The sequence below is a fragment of the Mycobacterium novum genome (assembly GCF_010726505.1).
GTDB classification, from domain to species: Bacteria; Actinomycetota; Actinomycetes; order Mycobacteriales; family Mycobacteriaceae; genus Mycobacterium; species Mycobacterium algericum.
This window is the reverse complement of sequence record NZ_AP022562.1, coordinates 3,669,737-3,690,432: the sequence shown is the minus strand read 5'-3', so window position 1 is coordinate 3,690,432 and position 20,696 is coordinate 3,669,737. Positions and strand designations below refer to the sequence as shown.

Here is a 20,696-nt window from a genome sequence, read left to right as displayed (position 1 = left end):
TCGGCAGTCAGAGGTTGCCGGCGCCGAACGCGTCCTGGGCCTCCTGGGCATGCGCGACCTGCTTGGCCGAGTAGCCGATCAGCAGCGAGATGGCACCGACCAGCACCGCCACCCCGGCCACCCACAGCAGCCCGTAAGTGTAGCCAGCGTCCAACGCGGCGATCTGGGTGGGGCTCATGGTCTTGACCGGCATGTTGGTGCCGCCCAGATACAGCGTGCGCGAGGTGATGACGGCCTGGACGACCGCCAGCACGATCGGGCCGCCGAGGTTCTGCAGCATCAGCGCGATCGCCGAGGTCGGCCCGATCTGGTCGAAGCCCACGCCGGCGATCGCCGACAGGGTCAACGGCACCACGATGACACCGATCCCGAGTCCACCGAGCACGATCAACGTCACGAAGTTCGGGAAGTACGCAATGTCCCGGTCGATCGTCGATCCGTAGATCATCGCGCCCAGCAACACGACGCCACCGGAGATCACCAGCACCCGGGGCGGGAACAACCGGACCAGCTGCGACGACACCCCGAGACCGACGCCCAGCCCGATGACGAACGGGATGAACCCGACGCCGGCGCGCAACGCCGAATAGCCCATCAGATCCTGCACGTACAGCCCGATGGTCACGGTCAAGGTGAACAACACCCCGCCCGCCAGGAAAATGGCCGCGAAGGTGAGCAACCGGTTGCGGTCCCGGAACAGGCTGAACGGCACCACCGGGTTCTCCGCGGTACGTTCCACCAGCGCAAAGGCCAACAGCGCGACTACCGCCACCACCCCCGAGCCGATGGTGATCACCGAGATCCAGCCCTTCTCGGGACCGATCGTGAACGCGAACACCGCGGCGGTGCAGCCCAGCGTCGCCAGCAGCGCCCCGGCGGCATCCAGCTTCATGCGCTCGCGCTGGGTCTCGGTCAGCGCGGTCCGGGCCAGGTAGATCATCAGCACGCCGATCGGCACGTTGATCCCGAACGCCAGCCGCCACGACACCTCGGTCAGTGCACCGCCGGCCACCAGACCCATCACCGAGCCGACGGCGGTCATGGCGCCGAACACCGCGGTGGCAGCGTTGCGGGCCGGCCCCTTCGGGAACGTGGTGGCGATCAGCGCCAGCGCGGTGGGCGAGGCGATGGCCGAACCGACGCCCTGCAGCAGCCGGGCGATCACCAGCGTGGGGGCATCCCAGGCGGCCGCGCACAGCACCGAGGCGATGGTGAACAGCGCGACGCCGCTGATGAAGGTGCGTTTGCGGCCGATGGTGTCGCCGAGGCGACCACCGAGCAGCATCAGCCCGCCGAAGGTCAGCACGTAGGCACTGATCACCCAGCCGCGGCCGGCATCGGACAGACCGAGGTCGTTCTGGATCTTGGGAAGCGCGACGATCGCAATGGTGCTGTCCATCGTGGCCAGCAGTTGCATGCCCCCGATGGCAATCACGGCGTAGATGAAACGACGAGAGGGCAGCATGGATGAGATATACCTGCTCGTGCGGCTAACGATGTCCGATTCCTGACGAGTCGGGGAAGCGGCCCCGGCGGCGTCTGCCGGCCACTGCGTGGTCGCCCGTCCTGCATCGTCGAGAGCAGTCATAACGGGCTACCCTACAGTAATATTAAGAGATGTTTAAACCCCGAAGCCCGCGACTGCCCCGATAACGACGATCGCAGGAGGTCGGATGCCCTCCGCGCGGATCTTTTCGGGCGCGTCGGCCAGCGTGGCTCGGAGCGTGTGCTGCGCGGGGGTGGTCCCGTGCTGAACCACCAGCACCGGAGTATCGGCAGGTCGGCCGCCTTTTTGCAGTACCGCGCTGAACTGCTCGATACGTTCGACGGCCATCAGCAACACGATGGTGCCACGCATCGCGGCCAGTGCATCCCAATTCACTAACGATTCCGGGTCATCGGGGGCGATATGGCCGCTGACCACCACGAATTCGTGGTTCACCGCCCGGTGCGTGACCGGGACGCCGGCCTGCGCCGGCACCGCTATGGCACTGGTCACACCCGGTACCACCGTCACCGGAATCCCGGCGTCGGTGCAGGCCAGGACTTCTTCGTACCCGCGCGCGAACACGAACGGGTCGCCGCCCTTGAGTCGCACCACGAACTTGCCAGCCGCGGCACGTTCGATCATCAGCGCGTTGATGGCGTCTTGGGCCATCGCCCGGCCGTAGGGGATCTTGGCAGCGTCGATGACTTCGACGTGCGGCGGCAGTTCGGCGAGCAGTTCGGGCGGCGCGAGCCGGTCGGCCACCACGACGTCGGCGTGCGACAGCATGCGCCGGCCGCGCACCGTGATCAGTTCCGGATCGCCGGGGCCACCGCCGACCAGGGCCACGCCCCCGCGGACCACGTCGGAGGTCGCCTCGACGTCCATAGCGATCAGACCGGACTGCAACGCCTCCCGGATCGCCGAACGGATCGCCGCCGACCGACTGTGCTCGCCGCCGGCCAGCACCCCCACCGACAGGCCGGCGTAACTGAAGCTGGCCGGGGTGACCGCCGATCCCTCGACGGCGAGATCAGCGCGCACACAGAAGATTCGGCGACGGTCGGCCTCGGCGACCACGGCGGCGTTGACATCCGGGTCATCGGTGGCCGCAATCGCGTACCAGGCATCGGTGAGATCTCCATCCCGGTACGCGCGCGACACCAGCGTGATGCCGGGCTTGCGCTCCCCCAACGCCTCGACCGACGGGGTCGCGCCGGGCGCGATCACCACCACCTGGGCGCCGCTGTCCACCAACAACGGCAGCCGCCGCTGTGCGACGCCTCCCGCGCCCACCACCACGACCTTGCGTCCGGCCAGCCGCAGCCCGACCAGATATGGGTTCTCGGTCACGCGATAACTCTAAGGCTGGCCGTCGGACGCCGGACGCAGCGCAAGCTGTCGGGTCCCCCACTCCCACACCTGCTCGAAGAGGGCGGGCTCCTCGGCGAGCCGCACACCCAGCGACGGGACCATCTCCTTCAGCGTCGGCAGCCAGCCCGCGAACCGGCTCGGGAAGCAGCGCGCCAACACGTCCAGCATGGCCGGCACCGCGGTCGACGCTCCCGGCGAGGCGCCCAGCAGGCCCGCGATGCTGCCGTCGGCGGCATGCACGATCGTGGTGTCGAACTCCAGGCGGCCACGGCGGATCACCTGCACCCGCTGGCCGGCCCGGATCGGTGACCAGTCCCCGTCGAGCGCATCCGGCACGAAGTCGCGCAGCGCAGCCGGCCGCGCGGCGGGGCCTCGCCGCAGTTGACCGAGGAGGTAGCCGACCAGTTTCCGCTCCCGGATCCCCGCACCCAGCAGTGACGCAGCGTTGTCGAAGCGCAGCGATCGGGGCAGCTCCGTGGCCCGGCCGTGCTTGAGGAATCTCGGCGACCAGCCCGCGAACGGCCCGAACAGCAGCCACGGGGCACCGTCGACCACCCTGGCGTCCAGGTGCGGGGCCGTCGTCGCGGGGGCGCCGGCCGCCGGGGCGCCGTACACCTTGGCGCGGTGGGCGGCGACCAGCTCCGGGACCTCGCTGCGCAGGAACACCCCGCCGATCGGGAATCCGCCGAAGCCACGGATCTCGGAGATGCCCGAGCGCTGAAGCAGTCCCAGCGTGGCTCCGCCCGCCCCGGCGAAGACGAATTTGGCTCGCAGCCTGTGTCTTTCGCCGGTGTGGCGGTCGGTGAGGCCCAGCGTCCAGCCACCGTCGGACTCTCGGCGGATTGTGCGCACCTCGTGGCCGAACAGCGTCTCGGTGCCGTGGCGCACGCCGTAGCCGATCAGTTGCCGTGCCAGCGCGCCGAAATCGACGTCGGTGCCGTCGGGCGACCAGTCCAGCGCCACCGGCTCGCCGGGACTCCGGCCGGCCGCCATCAGCGGCAGCCGCGCCGCGAACTCATCGAAGTCGGTGATGAACTCGGCTCCGGCAAACAACGGGTTTCCGGCCAGCGCGCGGTGGCGGCGACGCAGCTGATCGACACCGTCGGCGCCGTGGGCGAAGCTGACGTGCGGGACCGGGTGCACGAAGTCACGCGGCCGGCCGAGCAGCCCATGTTGCACCGCGTAGGCCCAGAACTGGCGGGTCACCTGAAATTGCTCGTTGACACGGATCGCCTTCTCCGGCGCGTAGAACAGCTCGCACAGGCCCGCATGGCCGGTGCCGGCGTTGTTCCAGGGGTCGCTGCTCTCGGCAGCGGCGGTGTCCAGCCGCTCGATCACGGTGATCGAGGCGCCCGGCTCCAGCCGGCGCAGTATCGCCCCCAGCGTGGCACTCATGATGCCCGCACCGATCAGCGCCATATCCGTCTGAAGCGGTTTGGACACGTTAGGCAGCCTAGCCACGATGGCGGTGAACCGCGGCGCCCGGTTGCGGGCGCACTTGCGCCCGGCTCGGCTCGCCCACCGTTTAGGCTGACGCCATGGAAAGCTACGATCTGGCGATCATCGGAACCGGTTCGGGCAACAGCATTCTCGACGAGCGTTACGCCGACAAGCGGGTGGCGATCTGCGAGCAGGGCACCTTCGGCGGCACCTGCCTGAACGTGGGGTGCATCCCGACGAAGATGTTCGTCTACGCCGCCGAGGTGGCCGCGACGGTGACCCGAGCGGCGCGCTACGGGGTGGACGCCCGCATCGAGAAGGTCCGCTGGAACGACATCGTCTCGCGCGTCTTCGGCCGCATCGACCCGATCGCCACCGGCGGCGAGGAGTATCGCCGCAGCCTGCCGAACGTCGACGTCTACGACCAGCACACCAGGTTCGCCCCGGTCGGTTCCGATGGCGGATACGTGCTGCGCACCGCCGGCGGCGAGCAGTTCAGCGCCGCGCAGGTGGTGATCGCCGCCGGAGCGCGGTCCTGGATTCCGCCGGTGATCGCCGACAGCGGGGTGCACTACTACACCAGCGATGACGTGATGCGGATGGCCGAGTTGCCCGAGCATCTGGTGATCATCGGCGGTGGTTTCATCGCCGCCGAATTCGCGCACGTCTTCTCCGCCTTGGGTGTCCGGGTCACGGTGGTGATCCGCGGCTCGACATTGCTGCGACACTGCGATGAGACCGTCGCCGAGCGGTTCACCCGGATCGCCGCGGGCAAGTGGGAGTTGCGCTCGCAGCGCAACGTGGTCGCCGCCCGCCAGGAAACACCCGCCCACACCGGCGTCATTCTGGAACTCGACGACGGGTCGATCCTGCGGGCCGATGCGTTGCTGGTGGCAACCGGCCGGGTTCCCAACGGCGATCTGTTGGAGGCCGGGCAGGCCGGCATCGACATCGCCGGCGGCCGGGTGGTGGTTGACAAGTATCAACGAACCACGGCGCGCGGTGTTTTCGCGCTCGGCGATGTCTCCTCCCCCTATGAGCTCAAACACGTCGCCAACCACGAGGCCCGGGTGGTACAGCACAACCTGCTGTGCGACTGGGATGACGTCGACGCGATGCGGATCACCGATCACCGTTACGTGCCGTTCGCGGTGTTCACCGACCCACAGATCGCCGCGGTCGGATTGACCGAGAACCAGGCGCGGGCAAAGGGACTCGACATCTCGGTGAAGATCCAGGACTACGGCGACGTCGCCTACGGCTGGGCCATGGAGGACACCACCGGGTTCGTCAAACTGATCGCCGAACGCGGCACCGGGCGGCTACTCGGTGCGCACATCATGGGTTATCAGGCGTCGTCGATCGTCCAGCCGTTGATCCAGGCCATGAGCTTCGGGCTGACCGCGGCAGATATGGCCCGCGGCCAATACTGGATCCACCCGGCACTGCCGGAGGTCGTCGAGAACGCGCTGCTCGGCCTGGAATGAGGCCGGTGTGCCGATAGGAGAGAGCGATGAAGTCCACCCTGCTGTCCCGGCGCGACCTGGATTTTCTGCTCTTCGACTGGCTGCGGATCGATGAGCTGACCCGCCGTGGCCGGTTCGCCGAGCACTCCCGAGAGACGTTCTCCGACACGCTGGATCTGTGCGAACAGTTGGCGACACGCTATTTCGCCCCGCACAACAAGCAGAGCGACGCCCACGAACCCACCTTCGACGGGACGAAAGTCACCATCATCGGCGAGGTCAAGGAGGCACTGGCGGCCTGCGCCGACGCTGAGTTGATCGGCATGGCCATGGATTATGACCTCGGCGGTGCGCAACTGCCGGCAACAGTGGCCCAGGCCGGGTTCGCCTGGTTATTCGCCGCCAACGTCAGCACCGCGGGCTATCCGATGCTGACCATGGCGAACGCAAACCTGCTCGCCAGGTTCGGCAGCGAAGAACAGATCGCCGCCTTCGTCAAACCCATGCTCGCCGGCCGCTTCTTCGGGACCATGTGCTTGTCGGAGACCCAAGCCGGATCATCGCTGGCCGACATCACCACCCGCGCGGAACCGCGCGCCGATGGCACATTTCGGCTGTTCGGGTCGAAGATGTGGATCTCCGGTGGAGAACACGAACTGAGCGAAAACATCGTCCACCTGGTGTTGGCCAAGATCCCGGGCGGTCCGGCCGGCACCAAGGGGATCTCGCTGTTCATCGTGCCGAAGTATCTGGTGGAGCGCGACGGCGCACTGGGTGAGCGCAACGACGTCGTCCTGGCCGGGCTCAACCACAAGATGGGTTATCGCGGAATCACCAACACCGTGCTCAACTTCGGGGAGGGCGGCCATCGGCCCGGTGGCGAGCCGGGCGCGGTCGGCTACCTGGTCGGGTCCGAGCACCGCGGGTTGAGCTACATGTTCCACATGATGAACGAGGCCAGGCTGGGGGTGGGTATGGGCGCGATCGCGCTCGGCTACACCGGCTACCTGAAGTCGCTCGACTACGCCCGCAGCCGACCGCAGGGACGTCCGGTGACGGCGAAAGATCCGGCGGCGCCGCAGATTCCGATCGTCGAGCACGCCGATGTCAAGCGGATGCTGCTGGCGCAGAAGTCCTATGTCGAGGGCGCGTTGGCGTTGGCGCTGTACTGCGCACGGCTGGTCGACATCTCCCACACCGCAGAATCCGATCAGGAGCTCGAGCACGCCACCGCGCTGCTGGACATCCTCACCCCGATCGCCAAGAGCTGGCCGTCGCAGTGGTGTCTGGCCGCCAATGACCTGGCCATCCAGGTGCACGGCGGCTACGGCTACACCCGCGAGTACGACGTCGAACAGCACTACCGGGACAACCGGCTCAACCCGATCCACGAGGGCACCCACGGCATCCAGAGCCTGGACCTGTTGGGACGCAAGGTGGTACAGCACAACGGTGCCAGCCTGTCCGCCCTGCACCGGGCCATGACCGACACCATCACCGCCGCTCGGCAGGCCGGTGGCGAATCAGCCCATCTCGCAGCGCAGCTCGACGCCGTCGTTCAGCGGCTGGTCGCGGTCACCGGGAGCATGTTCGCCGCCGGCGACCTCGATGCCGCACTGGCCAACAGCGCGATCTACCTGGAGGCCTTCGGCCATGTGGCGATCGCCTGGATGTGGCTGGAGCAGCTGCGGGCCGCTGCGGGCCGCGCCGGGGACTTCTTCGAGGGCAAACGCCAGGCGGCCCGGTATTTCTTCCGCTACGAACTGCCCAAGACCGGACCCCAGCTCGACCTGCTGGAGAGCCTGGACCGCACCACCTTGCAGATGCGCCCAGAGTGGTTCTGACGCGCTAGCCGAGAGACGCGAGGATCTGGCCGATGCCGAATCGAAACCGGGCCTCGTAGTCTGCTGAGAGGAAATCATCCAGTACCGCATGCAGATTGGGGAAATCCTTCTCGGTCACGACATCCGGTAGACCGCTCGGCAAGGCATCGGGCGCCCGCTGCTCCTCCTGGACCAGGCCCAGGGTGAAGTAGAAGAGGCTCCACGCGGTCCAGGCCGCCGGCTTGGCCGCGACTCCACCGCTCCGCAGCACCGCGACCAACCGGTCGCCGAAGGCCAACGTCGCCGGTAGGGCCGGGAAGGTCCCGGCAACGACAACCGCACCGTCACGGTGTCGCAGCATCGCCTGGCGGAGCCGACCCAGCAACTGAGCCGCCCGCCTGCGCCAGTCGCCGTGTAACTGGTCCGCCTCCGCCTCCCCCACGATTGCGTCGGCCATCAGTTCGAGCAGCCGCCCTTTGGTGCCGATGTGCCACATCACGGTGTTCATGCTGACGTCGAGTTCCGTTGCTATCGCGCGCGTCGAGAGCTTCGCGATTCCCTGTCCGTCCAGGACGACGAACGCCGCCCGCACCACATCGTGAACACCGAGGCCGGCCCGCGCCCGGACGACACCTTGATTCTTGGTCACTGACCAAGTATACAAGGGAGTTGTATTTCTTGGTCAGCGATAGAGAGGAGAGGTCCGTGCCGGCCGACCCGACCTTTGATGCCATGTACCGCGATGAGCAGACCGACGCCGGAACGGTTCCCTGGGATATCGGCGGCCCTCAGCCGGCGGTGCAGGAACTCGTAGCCCACGGCGCGTTGCGCGGCGAAGTGCTGGATCCGGGCACCGGCCCCGGCCATCACGCAATCCATTTCGCCGCGCGGGGATACACAGCCACCGGTGTCGACGCCTCGCCGGCAGCGGTCGAGCACGCCCGGCGCAATGCCGAGCGCGCGGGAGTGACCGTGGACTTCCGGGTCGCCGACGCGACCCGGCTGGCCGACTTCGAAGGCCGGTTCGACACCGTCGTCGACAGCGCGTTCTATCACGTGTTCGCGCACGACGAGGAGTTGCAGGCGCGCTACATCCGGGCGCTGCACTTCGCTACCGCTCCCGGCGCGCGGTTGTTCATGTTCGAACTCGGACGACACAACCTCAACGGCTTGCAGTTCGACGGCCTGCCGGCGAATAACTTCGGCCGGCTGCTCGGCGAGAACGGTTGGCGTCTCGATTACCTCGGGACCTCCACCTACGTCGGCGCTTTCGGCCCGCGAGCGTTGGCATTCCTTTCGCGGCTGGACTCCGACGATGGTGTCGCACCGCAGATGAAGGGGCTGCCGGATCAGTTGGGGGCGTTGGAACCGCCACTGGACAACCACCGCGTCCACCTGCCGATGTGGTCGGTGGTCGCCAGCCGACTGACCTAACCGCCGTCGGCCTCGTGTGTCACTGTGTTCACTTGTGCCACTGTGGTTTTGGTTGTGGATGGTTTCTGCGGAGTGTCGGTGCGGATCGCTAGAATTAGCACATGCGTTCGAGTGATCGGGAAGAAATCGTCGAGGCGTTCGACGCTCTTTCGGCCGATCTGGATAAGGCCCTGGAGCTGGACTTCTCGGCACTGACCCCACGCGAATGCCTGGCACTGCTACAGCGCTGCGAGACACTGCGCCGCCGGCTACCGGCGGTGGAGCATCCGATGGTCAACCACGTCGCCGCCACCGACCCCGAGGAACTGGGCGGCAAACCTCGCTGGGTGCTCGCCGACGAACTCGGCATCACCCGCGGGGAGGCCGGGCGCCGCATCGACGAGGCCGCCGACCTGGGACCGCGACGCACCCTGACCGGACAACCCCTGGCTGCGGTGCTGCCCGCGGTGGCCACCGCCCAACGCAAAGGGCGACTCGGGGCCGAGCACATCGCGGTGATCCGCGCCCTGTTCGACTACCTGCCCGACAGCATCGATGCGGGCACACTGGCCCAAGCCGAACAACATCTCGCCGATCTGGCCGCCCACCATCGGCCCGACGAACTTGCCAAACTCGCCCAACGCGTCGCCGACTACCTGCGCCCCGACGGCAACCACACCGACAACGAGCAACGCGCCAAACGACGCGGCATCACCCTGGGCCCCCAAGACCGCGACGGCATGACCGCCATCAAAGGCCACCTCGACCCCCACGCCCGCGCCGCCCTCGATGCCGTGCTGGCCCACTGGGCCGCCCCGGGCAGGTGCAACCCCGCCGATGAGACCCCGTGCCGATCCGGCACCCCCTCACAAGCCCATATCGACAACGACCGCCGCTCAGCGGCGCAACGCAACCACGACGCCCTGGCAGCCATGGCCACCAACCTGCTGGCCTCCGCTGAACTGGGCAGCCACCACGGGCTGCCCGCCACCATCGTCGTGTCGCTGAGCCTGGCCGAACTCGAAGCCGCCGCCGGCAAAGCCACCACCGCCGGCGGCACCTGGCTGCCCCTGCACGACGTGATCGCACTGGCCTCCCACGCGCACCACTACCTCCGCATCTACGACGGCGCCAAACAGATCGCGCTGTTTCACACCAAACGACTCGCCACCCCCGGGCAACGCTTGGTGCTCTACGACACCGAACGCGGCTGCACCCACCCCGGCTGCACCGTGCCCGCCCAACTCACCGAGGTCCACCACAACCACGACTACGCCCAGCACCCCCGCACCGACATCGACGACCTCACCCTGCGCTGCGGCCCCCACCACCGACTGCTGTCCAACGGCTGGCGCACCCGCAAACGCGCCGACGGGGTAACCGAGACGCTGCCCCCCGCCCACCTCGACCGCGGCCAACCCCGCACCAACAGCTACCACCACCCCGAGAAACTGCTACGCGACAGCGCCAACGACGACGATGGCCCCTAATCAGCGGATTACAGCGGCGTCACATACGCCGAGCTGATCCCGCCGTCGACCAGAAACGTCGAGCCGGTGATGAACGAGGCGTCGTCGCTGGCCAGGAACGCCACCGCGGCCGCGATCTCCTCCGGCTCGGCGAACCGGCCCACCGGTACGTGCACCAGCCGGCGCGCCGCGCGCTCCGGGTCGGCGGCGAACAACTCCTGCAGCAGTGGAGTGTTCACCGGTCCGGGGCACAGGGCGTTGACCCGGATGCCCTGGCGGGCGTACTGCACGCCGAGCTCGCGCGACATGGCCAGCACGCCGCCCTTGGAAGCCGTGTAGGAGATCTGTGAGGTGGCCGAACCCATCACCGCCACGAACGATGCGGTATTGATGATCGAGCCGCGTCCGGCCGGCGCCATGTGTCGCAGCGCAGCCCGGCAGCACAGGTAGACCGACTTCAGGTTGACGTCCTGAACACGTTGCCAGGCCGGCAATTCGGTGGTTTCGATCAGGTCGTCGTCGGGCGGCGAGATGCCGGCGTTGTTGAAGGCGATGTCGACCGCGCCGAAGGTCTGCGCCGCGGTGTCGAACAGCGCGTCGACCTGCTCCTGGTCGGAGACGTCGACCGGGAGGAACAGACCGTCCAGTTCTTCGGCGACCGCGGCGCCCGCCGAGGGGTCGAGGTCACCGACCACGATGCGGGCACCCTCGGAGCGCATGCGCCGGGCGGCCGCGAGGCCGATTCCGCCACCGGCACCGGTCACCACGGCGACGCGCCCGGCCAGGCGTTGGGTCAGGTCGGTCACTCACTTCTCCTTCACTGCGATGAACACGTTCTTGGTGTCGGTGAAGGCCAGCGGGGCATCCGGCCCCAGCTCACGGCCCAGCCCCGATTGTTTGAAGCCGCCGAACGGTGTGTTGAAGCGCACCGACGAGTGCGAATTCACCGACAGATTGCCGGCTTCCACCGCGCGCGACATCCGCAGCGCCCTCGACAGGTCGTCGGTCCAGATCGAACCCGACAGCCCGTAGACGGTGTCGTTGGCCAGCGCCACCGCGTCGGCCTCATCCTCGAACGGCAGTACCGTCACCACCGGGCCGAAGATCTCCTCGGTGACGCAGCGGTCATCACGTGCCGGGGTCAGCACCGTCGGCGGGAACCAGAATCCCGGGCCGTCGGGCGCCCGGCCGCGGAAGGCGACCGGCGCGTCGTCGGGAACGTAGGAGGCCACCTTCTCCCAGTGCGGTCGTGAGACCAGCGGGCCCATCTCGGTGTCACGCGAGGCGGGGTCGCCAACCACGACACCGGCGACCGCGGGCTCGAGCAGCTCCATGAAACGGTCGTAAACACTTGCCTGCACCAGGATCCGGCTGCGGGCGCAGCAGTCCTGCCCGGCGTTGTCGAACACCCCGTAGGGTGCGGTGGCCGCCGCCTGCTCCAGGTCGCAGTCGGCGAACACGATGTTGGCGCTCTTGCCGCCCAACTCCAGCGTGACCCGTTTGACGCCGGGCGCCGCGGCCGCCAGCACCCGGGTGCCGGTGACGGTGGAACCGGTGAACACGACCTTGGCCACACCCGGGTGGGTGACCAGGCGCTCCCCCACCTCGGCGCCGGGTCCCGGTAGCACCTGCAGCAGATCAGGGTCCAAGCCGGCGTGAACGGCCAACTCCGCCAACCTGATCGTGGTCAGCGGGGTCCACTCGGCCGGCTTGATCAGCACCGCGTTGCCGGCGGCCAGCGCCGGGGCGAACCCCCACGCTGCGATCGGCATCGGAAAGTTCCACGGGGTGATGATGCCGACCACGCCGAGCGGCTCGTGGAAGGTGACGTCCAGCCCGCCGGCCACCGGTATCTGCTGACCGGACAACCGTTCCGGGCTGGCCGCGTAGAACTGCAGCACGTCGCGGACATGCCCGGCCTCCCATTCGGCGGCCGACACCGGATGACCGGCGTTGCTCACCTCGAGGGCGGCCAGCTCGTCGACGTGGGCGTCGACTGCCGCGGCGAAGTCCCGCAACGCCGACGCCCGCGCGGCCGGCGCCGACCGCACCCACCGCCGCTGCGCGGCCTGCGCGCGGCCCACCGCATCGTCGACCGCGGCGGCGTCGACGTGCTCGACGGAGCCGAACGCCGCCCCGGTGGCCGGGTTGATGAGGTCGTGTGTCGTCATCGGTTCACCCGCGCCGCCACATAGTCGCGCGCCGCGTCCACGATCGCGGTGAACAGCCGCAGATCGTCCAGCGACGCCTCCGGATGCCACTGGACCGCGAGCACGAAGTCCTCTCCGGGAAGCTCGATCGCCTCGATGACACCGTCGTCATCGCGCGCACTGACCACCAGCTTGTCCCCCAGCTCGGCGATCGCCTGGTGGTGGTAGCACTGCACCTGGCAGGTCTCGCCCAGCAAGTCGGCCAGTCGGGTGCCCGCCACGGTGCGCGCCGGCATCGGGGTGAACACGCCGTTGCCGGCCCGGTGGCCGCCACTGCCGAGCACGTCGGGTAGATGCTGATGCAACGTCCCGCCGAGTGCGACATTGAGCACCTGGGCGCCGCGGCAGATGCCCAGCACCGGCAGCCGGCGCCGAAGCGCCTCGGCGAGCAGCGCGAACTCCCAGGCGTCACGCGTGGCGTCGGGCTGATCGGTCTCGGCGTGCGGCGGCTGGCCGTAGCCGGCCGGGTCGAGGTCTCGGCCCCCGGTGATCACCAGACCGCAGATGCCGTCGAGCACCCGAGCGGCGATCTGGGGTGTCACCGGCTGCGGCGGCAGCAGCACCGCGATACCACCGGCGGCGGTGACGCCCTCGAGGTAGGCGGCGGGCAACAGCCCCGCCCGCGCATCCCACACCCCGAACCGCGCCCGGTCCAGGTAGCTGGTCAGTCCGATCACCGGGCCGACCGGTTCACGCGGTTCAGAACCTCTCAAAGCCCCGAACCCTTTCCCAGTCGGTCACCGCGGTGTTGAAGGCGTCCATCTCCACCCGGGCGCCGTGCAGGTAATGCTCGACCACGTCGTCACCGAACGCCTTGCGCGCCACCGCCGATTCGGCGAACGCCGCGGCTGCCTCGGCGAGCGTGGTGGGCAACTGTGGCAGTCCGGCGCGATAGGCGTCACCATCGACCGGGTCCGGAAGTTCCAGATCGTTGTCGATCCCGTGCAGGCCGGCCGCGATCAGCGCCGCCACCGCCAGGTAGGGGTTGACGTCACCGCCGGGCACCCGGCACTCCACCCGCAGCGAGTCACCGCCGCCGATGACCCGCAGGGCGCAGGTGCGATTGTCCAGGCCCCACCCGATCACGGTCGGCGCGAAGCTGCCGCCGACGAACCGTTTGTAGGAATTGATGTTCGGCGCGTAACACAGCGTCAGCTCAGCCAGGGTGGCGAGCTGGCCGGCCAGGAAGCTGCGAAACAACCCCGACATGCCGTGCGGTGCCGCCGGGTCGGCGAACACCGCCTCGCCGTCGGCGCTGCGCAGCGACAGGTGCACATGGCAGCTGTTGCCTTCGCGTTCGTCGAATTTGGCCATGAACGTCAGGCTCTTGCCGTGTTGGTCGGCGATCTCCTTGGCGCCGCTCTTGTAGACGCTGTGGTTGTCGCAGGCGACCAGCGCCTCCTCGTAGCGGAAGGTGATCTCCTGCTGGCCGGTGTGGCACTCCCCCTTGACGCCCTCGCAACGCATGCCGGCGCCGGCCATGCCCAACCGGATGTCACGCAGCAGCGGTTCCAGCCGGGCACCGGCGACCAGACCGTAGTCCGCGTTGTAGTCGGTCGCCGCTGTCAAGCCGCGATAACCTGCGGCCCATGCCTGCCGGTAGCTGTCGTCGAAGACCAGGAACTCCAGTTCCGTTGCGGCGTAGGCGACCAGCCCGCGTTCGGCCAACCGTGCGAGCTGAGCGGTCAGGATCTGGCGGGGCGACACCGCGACCTGGCTGCCATCGGGCCAGCGGGCATCGGCGAGAACGTGGGCGGTGCCGGGCAGCCACGGGATGCGTCGCAGCGTGGCGAAGTCGGGTCGCAGCACCAGATCGCCGTAGCCGGTTCCCCAGTCGGCGATCGGGTAGCCGGGGACGGTGTTCATCTCGACGTCGACGGCGAGCAGGTAGCTGCAGCATTCCACGCCGTGGCCGGCGACCTCGTCGAGGAAGTGCTGCGCCGCGACCCGCTTCCCGACCAGCCGGCCCTGCATGTCGGTGAATGCCACCACGACGGTGTCGATATCGCCGGACCCGACCAGTTGCTGCAGTTCGATCTGGGACAGCATCGTTGGCCGGGTCATAGTGCTCCTTCGCCGACGACGGTCCCCCTGACAGTTGAGTGCTGTCAGGCTACCCGCCCGCCGTCAGCCGATGGCCTCCAGCCGACGGAATTGCTGGGACCGGTAGCAGTCGGCACAGGTCGACCGGCGGATCTTGCCGCTGGTGGTGATCGGTAACGAGCCGGGCGCCACCAGCACCAGATCGGCCACCCGGACCCCGTGCAATCGCGAAACCTCCGCCGCCACTTCCCGTTTCAGGGTCTGCATCCGCTGAGATTCCTCGTCGGGATTGCCCCGGCTCTTGACTTCGGCGATGACGACCAGCTGCTCGCGGCCGTCCCGGCTGACCGGGACGGCAGCCACCCGGCCGCCGGTGAGCTCCTGCACCGTGGCCTCGATGTCGTCGGGGTAGTGGTTGCGGCCATCAACGATCAACAGATCCTTGATACGGCCGACGACCAACAGCTCACCGTCGTGGATGACGCCCAGATCCCCGGTGCGCAACCAGGGTCCCGTAGGGGTGCCCGGGGTCGGAACGTCGAGCCGCCCCCCGAAGGTGCGTTCGGTCGCCTCCGGGTTGTGCCAGTAGCCGCTGGCGACGTTGGGCCCGTGGATCCAGATCTCGCCCACCTTGCCCGCGGGGTTCTCGGTACGGCTGTCGGGGTCGACGATCCGCACCGTGCAGGCGCGCGGGGCACCGATGCTGACCAGGTCGGCGCCCGCGGGGCTGACCTCGGCGGTGCCGACCACCAGTTTCTCGTAGTCGAGCCGGACCGTCACCGGCCGATGCGTGCGCGGCGCCGATGCCACGTAGACCATCGCCTCGGCCAGCCCGTAGGAGGGTGCCAGGGCGTTGGCCGGCAGGTTGAAGCGGGCGAATCGCTCGGTGAAGCGGCGGATCGTCGCCGCGTGGATGCGCTCGCTGCCGCTCAAGATGGTGTGCACCCCGCCGAGGTCGAGTCCGGCCATGTCGTCGTCGGTCGTGCGTCGCGAGGCCAGCTCGAACGCGAAGTTCGGCCCGGCGGTGAACGAACAGGGGTTGCCGGCGAGCTGCTGCATCCACCGGGCCGGCTTCTGCAGGAAGGCGATCGGACTCATGATCACCGAGTGGCGGCCCAGCGTGACGGCGCCCATGACGCCGAGCAGCAGCCCCATGTCGTGGTAGAACGGCAGCCACGACACCAGGGTGGTGTCGGCCGGTGCCACTCCCCCGTCGTCGCCGAAGTAGTCGGCCAGGACCTGCTCGATGTTGGCGAACACGTTCCGGTGCGAGACCACCACGCCTCGCGGCGAACCGGTCGAGCCCGAGGTGTACTGCAGCAGCGCGGTCTTGGTGGTGAGCGCGCCGGCACCGTTCCAGCCGGCGGGCGAGTCGAGGTCGAGCAGATCCACCTCGATGATCGCCGGCGGGTTGCCCCCGACGGCGCTCACGCAGGCGTTGATGTCACCGGCCACGGCCGATGTGGTCAGCACCGCGGCTGGGGCGCAGTCCTTCAGCGCCGCGGTGACGCGTTCGTCGCGGCTGCCGAACGCCGGCACCGGTAGCGGGACCACGATGCAGCCGGCCTCCATCGCGCCGAAGAAGGCGGCGATGTATTCCAGGCCCTGCGGCGCCAGTAACGCGACGCGGTCGCCCGGCGAAGCCACCGCGGCCACCTCGACGGCGACCGACTCCGTGCGCCGCAGGATCTGCGGCCACGTCAGGGTCTCTGCGTAGCCCGCTTGATCGACGTCGTAGTCGATGAAGGTGAACGCCGGCCGGTCCGGCCATTGCTGAGCCCGTTCACGCAGCAGTGCCGGTATCGAATGCCCCCACGACAACACTTCTTACCCCCAGATTTGTGCTATTCGATTTTTCCGAACGCGGCGGCCCCCGATGCCGCACGGCGATGCCGAACTTACTCTTGACGCCAGCCTCTACCAGGTACTGGCCCGCAACACGATCTCCATCGCGAGTTGCGCGGTGAACTCACTCGCGCTGCGGCGCCCGGGAAGCATCACCAGCCGGTGTTCGCCGTAGACGAACCGCTGGCTGGCTTCGGCCACCGAAGCGGCGGCGCGGGAACTGACCAGCACGGTGGTGTTGATCTCCACCGGCGGGCAGCGTTCGTCGCGGATCGCCCCGCCCAGATCCGGTGCCCGCGGATGTCCGCGGTCGAGTACCACCAGGCCGGTGAACCGGTCCGGGCGGGTGGCCGCGAGCTCCCAGGCGTTGTCACCACCGCTGCGGTCGCCCACCAGTACCCCGCATTGGACTCCCAGCGAATCCAGGATGCCCACCACGGCCTTGGGTGTCAGTCGCGAGTCGGCGCCGATCACGATGGTTCGCAACGACGCAGTGTGCAGCCGTTGACAGACCGCCTCGTAGGCGGTCAGCGGGTGTTGGGCCGCCGCGAGCATGACCACGACCGGCCCGTTGTGCGGGCCGGCGACATCGATCGGGATCGGAAACCCGTCGATGGTCATCATCGTGCCCGGCATTTTCGCAACGCTACCGCCAGCGGGGCCGCATTGGGCGGTTTTGACAGGCCCTCAGCAGCTCAACAGAAACGGCGGTGACGTCACGGAAGTGTCAGGATCTCGGCCCCGTCATCGGTGACCACCAAGGTGTGCTCGAACTGCGCAGTCCACTGCCCGTCGCTGGTGACGACCGTCCAGTCGTCATCCCAGATCTCGTAGTCCAACGTCCCGAGATTGATCATCGGTTCGATGGTGAACGTCATGCCCGGCTCGATGACGGTGTCCACCTCGGGCTGGTCGTAATGCAGCACCACCAGTCCGTTGTGGAAGGTGGTGCCGATCCCATGGCCGGTGAAGTCGCGGACCACGTTGTAACCGAACCGATTCGCGTACGCCTCGATGACCCGGCCGATCACCGACAGCGCCCGGCCCGGTTTGACCGCCTTGATCGCGCGCATCGTGGCCTCCCGGGTGCGCTCGACCAGCAGGCGGTGCTCCTCGGAGACCTCCCCGGCCAGAAAGGTGGCGTTGGTATCGCCGTGCACACCGTCGATATAAGCGGTGACGTCGATGTTGACGATGTCCCCGTCGGCGATCACCGTCGAGTCCGGGATGCCGTGGCAGATGACCTCGTTGAGCGAGGTGCAGCACGACTTGGGAAAGCCCTTGTAGCCCAGCGTGGAGGGGTAGGCGCCGTGGTCGACCATGTAGTCGTGGGCGATGCGGTCCAGCGCGTCGGTGGTCACCCCGGGGGCGACGGCGCTGCCCGCCGCGGCCAGCGCGCCCGCGGCGATCCGGCCCGCCACCCGCATCTTCTCGATCACCTCGGGTGTCTGCACCCACGGCTCGCTGCCCTCGGCGGCGGTGGATCTGCCGACGTATTCCGGCCGCGGGATCGACTTGGGCACCGGCAGCGTCGGAGACACCACACCGGGGGAAAGCGGGGTACGGACGGCCATCACGCCAGCCTAGCGGTGATCGCAAGGCCGGCGGAGCCGGGCGAATGGGGACACCTCCCGCTTGCGGGGGAGGGTCACCGCCATCGACACCGCGGAGCTGTTCAGCGCCGCCAGCGCAGCTTGCGCTGGGGGCCCTTGATGTCCACTGACCCGCACACCACGCGTCCGGCCAGCACCACATGCGGAGTGCCCTCGGCGGGGGCGTCCCTGCGATGGTCCTTGGCGCTGCCGAAGTAGACCTCGACGTCGTCGATGGAGGCGCTGGCGCCGTCGGGCAACCGGATGGCGACCGAGCCGCACCGCATGTCGAGTTCGATGACGACCACCGGCCCGGCGAACCGCGCCTTGGTGAGATCGAGGTCCACCGAGCCCAAGCGCCGCACCAGGGCCAGCCGAGTCGGCACGATCCACTCCCCGTGCCGCTTGAGCGAGCCGGCCCAGCCGCGCAGTTCGACCCGGTCGGCCGCCGAGCTGACGATCGCCCGCGGCCCCGGCAGGTCTCCGATCAGGGTGTCGAGTTCCGAGCGCATCCGCGCCTGCGACACCTGGGCGGCACGCTCCTCGAATTCGCCGATGTCGATCAGCCCGAGGGAGACGGCGTTGTGCAGGCGACGCAGCGTGCCGTTGCGGTCCGCATCGGAAATACGCAAGGCCACGTCATCGAGATCGGTCATGGCTTCTCAATTTACCGCCGCGGGCCGGCGCGTGCGTCAGAGTGCGGTCAGAGCAGGAAGTTGTCCGGCAGCGAGTCGAACATCACCTTGGTCATCCGCACCGCGTACTCCGAGCTCCCGCCGCCGACGATCAGCGCCGCGAAGGCCATGTCGCCGCGGTAGCCGGCGAACCACGAATGCGACCCGCCGGCGAACTCGGCTTCGCCGGTCTTGCCGAACACCGGTCCGCACCCGGCCAGGGCCCGGGCGGTGCCGTCGGTGACCACCAGCCGCATCATCTGACGCAGGCCGTCGAGCATCTCGTCGCTCACCGGCGGGCCCACCGGGCCGTTGACGGTGGTCGGCCGGCCCTCGATCAGCCGGGGCACCGGAGTCTTGCCGGCGGCCACCGTCGCCGCGGCCAACGCGACGCCGAACGGGCTGGCCAGCACCTTGCCCTGGCCGAATCCGTCCTCGGTCAGTTCGGCCAGATCCACCGTCGGCGGCACCGAACCGGTGACGGTGGTGATGCCGTCCACCAGGTAGTCGACCCCGATCCCATACCGGCTGGCCGCCTGGGAGAGCGCCCGCGGCGGCATCCGGCTGGCCAGTTCGGCGAACGTGGTGTTGCACGAGTTGGCGAAGGCCCGCGACATCGACACCATCCCCAGGTCGAACCCGCCGTAGTTGGGGATGGTGCGCTGGCCGATGTCGAGGCTGCCGGGACAGCCCACCATCGAATTCGGGGAGACCATGTCCCGTTCGATCGCCGCGCCGGCGGTGACCATCTTGAACGTCGAGCCGGGCGGGTACAGACCGGTGGTCGCGACCAGTCCGTCGGCGTCGGCGGCGGCGTTCTGCGCGACCGCGAGCAGCTCGCCGGTCGACGGTTTGATCACCACCATCATCGCCTTGTTGCCACGGGTGTTGACCGCGTTCTGGGCGGCACGCTGAACCGATCGGTCCAGGCTGATCGTCAGCGACGGCGCCGGTGACGGGTCGACCTCGTGCAGCACCGCCACGTCGACACCGTTCTGGTTGACGCTCACGACGCGCCAGCCCGCCTCGCCGTCGAGTCGGTCCGCAACGGCTTTCTTCACCTCACCGACGAGCACCGGCGCGAACCGGTCGTCGGTGGGCAGCAGCTCCGGACGCGGGGTGATCACCACCCCGGGCAGCGCGCCGATCGCCGCCTCGACGCGGTCGTGGTCGTTCTTGCGCAGCGTGATCAGGTCCAGCGGAGTGACCGAGGAACTGGCCTGCTCGGCGAGCCGTTGCGGGTCGCCCAGAGTGTCGTCGAACGGCCGCAGCACCTCGATCACCGCGCCCGCGGTGCGCATCAGATTCCGCCCGGCCCGGCCGGCGTCGAGTTCGTAGTGGTAGACGTAGCCGGGCACCAACACGTCGGTACCGCCGGCCTCGTTGACCGAGGCGCGGCGCGGCGGGTCGGCCCGCAGCGCGAAGGTCTGGTGTTCCCCGAGCTTGGGGTGCAGGCCGGTCGCCGTCCAGCGGACCGCCCAGTGCCCTTCGTTGCGCACCATCTTGAGCTGGCCGTCATAGGACCAGGCGCGGTTCTTCGGCAGCTGCCAGGTGTAGCGGTAGGACACCGTGCCGGTGTCGTCGTTGTAGCGCGTGCCGATGACCTGGGCGTCGAGGTGCTCGGCCTGCAATCCTGCCCAGGCGGCGTTGAGGGCGCTGCGGGCGGTGGCCGGGTCGTCGCTGAGCTCGGCGGCGGTCGCGGTGTCACCGGTGGCCAGCGCGGCGAAGAATCGCTCGGCCACCGGCGCGGGACCGTCCGGGCGGGGCGTGCACGCCGCCAGGCCGGCCACGGTGAGCAGCACCGCGAACATGCCTGTGACTCGTGTGGCTAATGAGCTTGCAGTTGTCATTGAGGCAGATG

At 68.7% G+C, this 20,696-nt stretch carries 17 protein-coding genes; 4 read left to right on the top strand and 13 right to left on the bottom strand.

The annotated features are described in order from the left end of the window. Positions 1-7 precede the first annotated feature (7 nt). From G6N19_RS17285 to mqo, 3 genes are read right to left on the bottom strand one after another with little or no spacing between them, the layout of a single operon-like run. Positions 8-1,588, bottom strand: coding sequence for an MFS transporter (locus G6N19_RS17285; protein ID WP_041318220.1), 1,581 nt, complete (start codon positions 1,586-1,588; stop codon positions 8-10). A gap of 33 nt (positions 1,589-1,621) precedes the next feature. After that, on the bottom strand, positions 1,622-2,839 hold the full coding sequence (gene cobA / locus G6N19_RS17280) for a uroporphyrinogen-III C-methyltransferase (protein ID WP_013829501.1): 1,218 nt from the start codon (positions 2,837-2,839) through the stop codon (positions 1,622-1,624). 9 nt (positions 2,840-2,848) lie between these two features. Then, positions 2,849-4,303, bottom strand: a complete 1,455-nt coding sequence (gene mqo, locus G6N19_RS17275; protein ID WP_041318223.1) for a malate dehydrogenase (quinone) — start codon at positions 4,301-4,303, stop codon at positions 2,849-2,851. 95 nt (positions 4,304-4,398) lie between these two features. Here mqo and mtr point away from each other — a divergent pair, with 95 nt between their 5' ends. Both mtr and G6N19_RS17265 read left to right on the top strand, forming a co-directional pair. Beyond that, the gene (mtr, locus tag G6N19_RS17270) at positions 4,399-5,787 is read left to right on the top strand and encodes a mycothione reductase (RefSeq protein ID WP_013829503.1); all 1,389 of its coding nucleotides are present in this window, start codon (positions 4,399-4,401) and stop codon (positions 5,785-5,787) included. Between the two features lie 26 nt (positions 5,788-5,813). Continuing rightward, positions 5,814-7,610, top strand: a complete 1,797-nt coding sequence (locus G6N19_RS17265; protein WP_013829504.1) for an acyl-CoA dehydrogenase — start codon at positions 5,814-5,816, stop codon at positions 7,608-7,610. A 4-nt stretch (positions 7,611-7,614) separates the two neighbouring features. Here the strand turns inward: G6N19_RS17265 and G6N19_RS17260 are convergent, their stop codons facing one another. Beyond that, complete coding sequence (locus G6N19_RS17260) at positions 7,615-8,238, bottom strand: TetR/AcrR family transcriptional regulator C-terminal domain-containing protein (RefSeq protein WP_013829505.1); 624 nt, start codon at positions 8,236-8,238, stop codon at positions 7,615-7,617. 83 nt (positions 8,239-8,321) lie between these two features. Between G6N19_RS17260 and G6N19_RS17255 the strand changes: the two genes are divergently transcribed. Further along, positions 8,322-9,023 (top strand): class I SAM-dependent methyltransferase, encoded by a 702-nt coding sequence (locus G6N19_RS17255; RefSeq protein WP_193466429.1) that lies wholly within the window; start codon positions 8,322-8,324, stop codon positions 9,021-9,023. 101 nt (positions 9,024-9,124) lie between these two features. After that, complete coding sequence (locus G6N19_RS17250) at positions 9,125-10,492, top strand: HNH endonuclease signature motif containing protein (RefSeq protein ID WP_193465351.1); 1,368 nt, start codon at positions 9,125-9,127, stop codon at positions 10,490-10,492. Positions 10,493-10,500: 8 nt separating this feature from the next. Here G6N19_RS17250 and G6N19_RS17245 read toward each other — a convergent pair whose 3' ends face one another. The 9 genes from G6N19_RS17245 to G6N19_RS17205 all read right to left on the bottom strand — a co-directional run bounded on the left by G6N19_RS17245 (position 10,501) and on the right by G6N19_RS17205 (position 20,685). Next, positions 10,501-11,277, bottom strand: coding sequence for a 3-oxoacyl-ACP reductase (locus G6N19_RS17245; protein ID WP_013829508.1), 777 nt, complete (start codon positions 11,275-11,277; stop codon positions 10,501-10,503). Next, positions 11,278-12,642: an aldehyde dehydrogenase family protein gene (locus tag G6N19_RS17240; protein ID WP_193465350.1), complete on the bottom strand. Its 1,365-nt coding sequence runs from the start codon at positions 12,640-12,642 to the stop codon at positions 11,278-11,280. After that, positions 12,639-13,358, bottom strand: a complete 720-nt coding sequence (locus tag G6N19_RS17235) for a gamma-glutamyl-gamma-aminobutyrate hydrolase family protein (RefSeq protein ID WP_013829510.1) — start codon at positions 13,356-13,358, stop codon at positions 12,639-12,641. Before G6N19_RS17235 ends, G6N19_RS17240 begins: the two co-directional genes overlap by 4 nt. 22 nt (positions 13,359-13,380) lie before the next feature. After that, the gene (locus G6N19_RS17230) at positions 13,381-14,745 is read right to left on the bottom strand and encodes a glutamine synthetase family protein (protein ID WP_193465349.1); all 1,365 of its coding nucleotides are present in this window, start codon (positions 14,743-14,745) and stop codon (positions 13,381-13,383) included. A 63-nt stretch (positions 14,746-14,808) separates the two neighbouring features. Then, positions 14,809-16,548: an AMP-binding protein gene (locus G6N19_RS17225; RefSeq protein ID WP_193465348.1), complete on the bottom strand. Its 1,740-nt coding sequence runs from the start codon at positions 16,546-16,548 to the stop codon at positions 14,809-14,811. 93 nt (positions 16,549-16,641) lie between these two features. Beyond that, on the bottom strand, positions 16,642-17,205 hold the full coding sequence (locus tag G6N19_RS17220; RefSeq protein WP_013829513.1) for an alpha/beta fold hydrolase: 564 nt from the start codon (positions 17,203-17,205) through the stop codon (positions 16,642-16,644). 80 nt (positions 17,206-17,285) lie between these two features. Beyond that, on the bottom strand, positions 17,286-18,143 hold the full coding sequence (gene map, locus G6N19_RS17215; RefSeq protein ID WP_013829514.1) for a type I methionyl aminopeptidase: 858 nt from the start codon (positions 18,141-18,143) through the stop codon (positions 17,286-17,288). A gap of 101 nt (positions 18,144-18,244) precedes the next feature. Continuing rightward, the gene (locus tag G6N19_RS17210) at positions 18,245-18,817 is read right to left on the bottom strand and encodes a DUF1707 SHOCT-like domain-containing protein (protein ID WP_193465347.1); all 573 of its coding nucleotides are present in this window, start codon (positions 18,815-18,817) and stop codon (positions 18,245-18,247) included. A 47-nt stretch (positions 18,818-18,864) separates the two neighbouring features. Continuing rightward, positions 18,865-20,685: a penicillin-binding transpeptidase domain-containing protein gene (locus G6N19_RS17205; RefSeq protein WP_041318229.1), complete on the bottom strand. Its 1,821-nt coding sequence runs from the start codon at positions 20,683-20,685 to the stop codon at positions 18,865-18,867. Positions 20,686-20,696: the final 11 nt, after the last annotated feature.

What these genes read in the sequence shown, in the direction of transcription:
- G6N19_RS17285 (WP_041318220.1), bottom strand. Translation starts at nt 1,588, where the DNA reads ATGACTGCTCTCGACGATGCAGGACGGGCGACCACGCAGTGGCCGGCA.
- mtr (WP_013829503.1), top strand. Translation starts at nt 4,399, where the DNA reads ATGGAAAGCTACGATCTGGCGATCATCGGAACCGGTTCGGGCAACAGC.
- G6N19_RS17265 (WP_013829504.1), top strand. Translation starts at nt 5,814, where the DNA reads ATGAAGTCCACCCTGCTGTCCCGGCGCGACCTGGATTTTCTGCTCTTC.
- G6N19_RS17255 (WP_193466429.1), top strand. Translation starts at nt 8,322, where the DNA reads ATGTACCGCGATGAGCAGACCGACGCCGGAACGGTTCCCTGGGATATC.
- G6N19_RS17250 (WP_193465351.1), top strand. Translation starts at nt 9,125, where the DNA reads ATGCGTTCGAGTGATCGGGAAGAAATCGTCGAGGCGTTCGACGCTCTT.
- G6N19_RS17240 (WP_193465350.1), bottom strand. Translation starts at nt 12,642, where the DNA reads ATGACGACACACGACCTCATCAACCCGGCCACCGGGGCGGCGTTCGGC.
- G6N19_RS17230 (WP_193465349.1), bottom strand. Translation starts at nt 14,745, where the DNA reads ATGACCCGGCCAACGATGCTGTCCCAGATCGAACTGCAGCAACTGGTC.
- G6N19_RS17220 (WP_013829513.1), bottom strand. Translation starts at nt 17,205, where the DNA reads ATGCCGGGCACGATGATGACCATCGACGGGTTTCCGATCCCGATCGAT.
- map (WP_013829514.1), bottom strand. Translation starts at nt 18,143, where the DNA reads ATGGCCGTCCGTACCCCGCTTTCCCCCGGTGTGGTGTCTCCGACGCTG.
- G6N19_RS17210 (WP_193465347.1), bottom strand. Translation starts at nt 18,817, where the DNA reads ATGACCGATCTCGATGACGTGGCCTTGCGTATTTCCGATGCGGACCGC.
- G6N19_RS17205 (WP_041318229.1), bottom strand. Translation starts at nt 20,685, where the DNA reads ATGACAACTGCAAGCTCATTAGCCACACGAGTCACAGGCATGTTCGCG.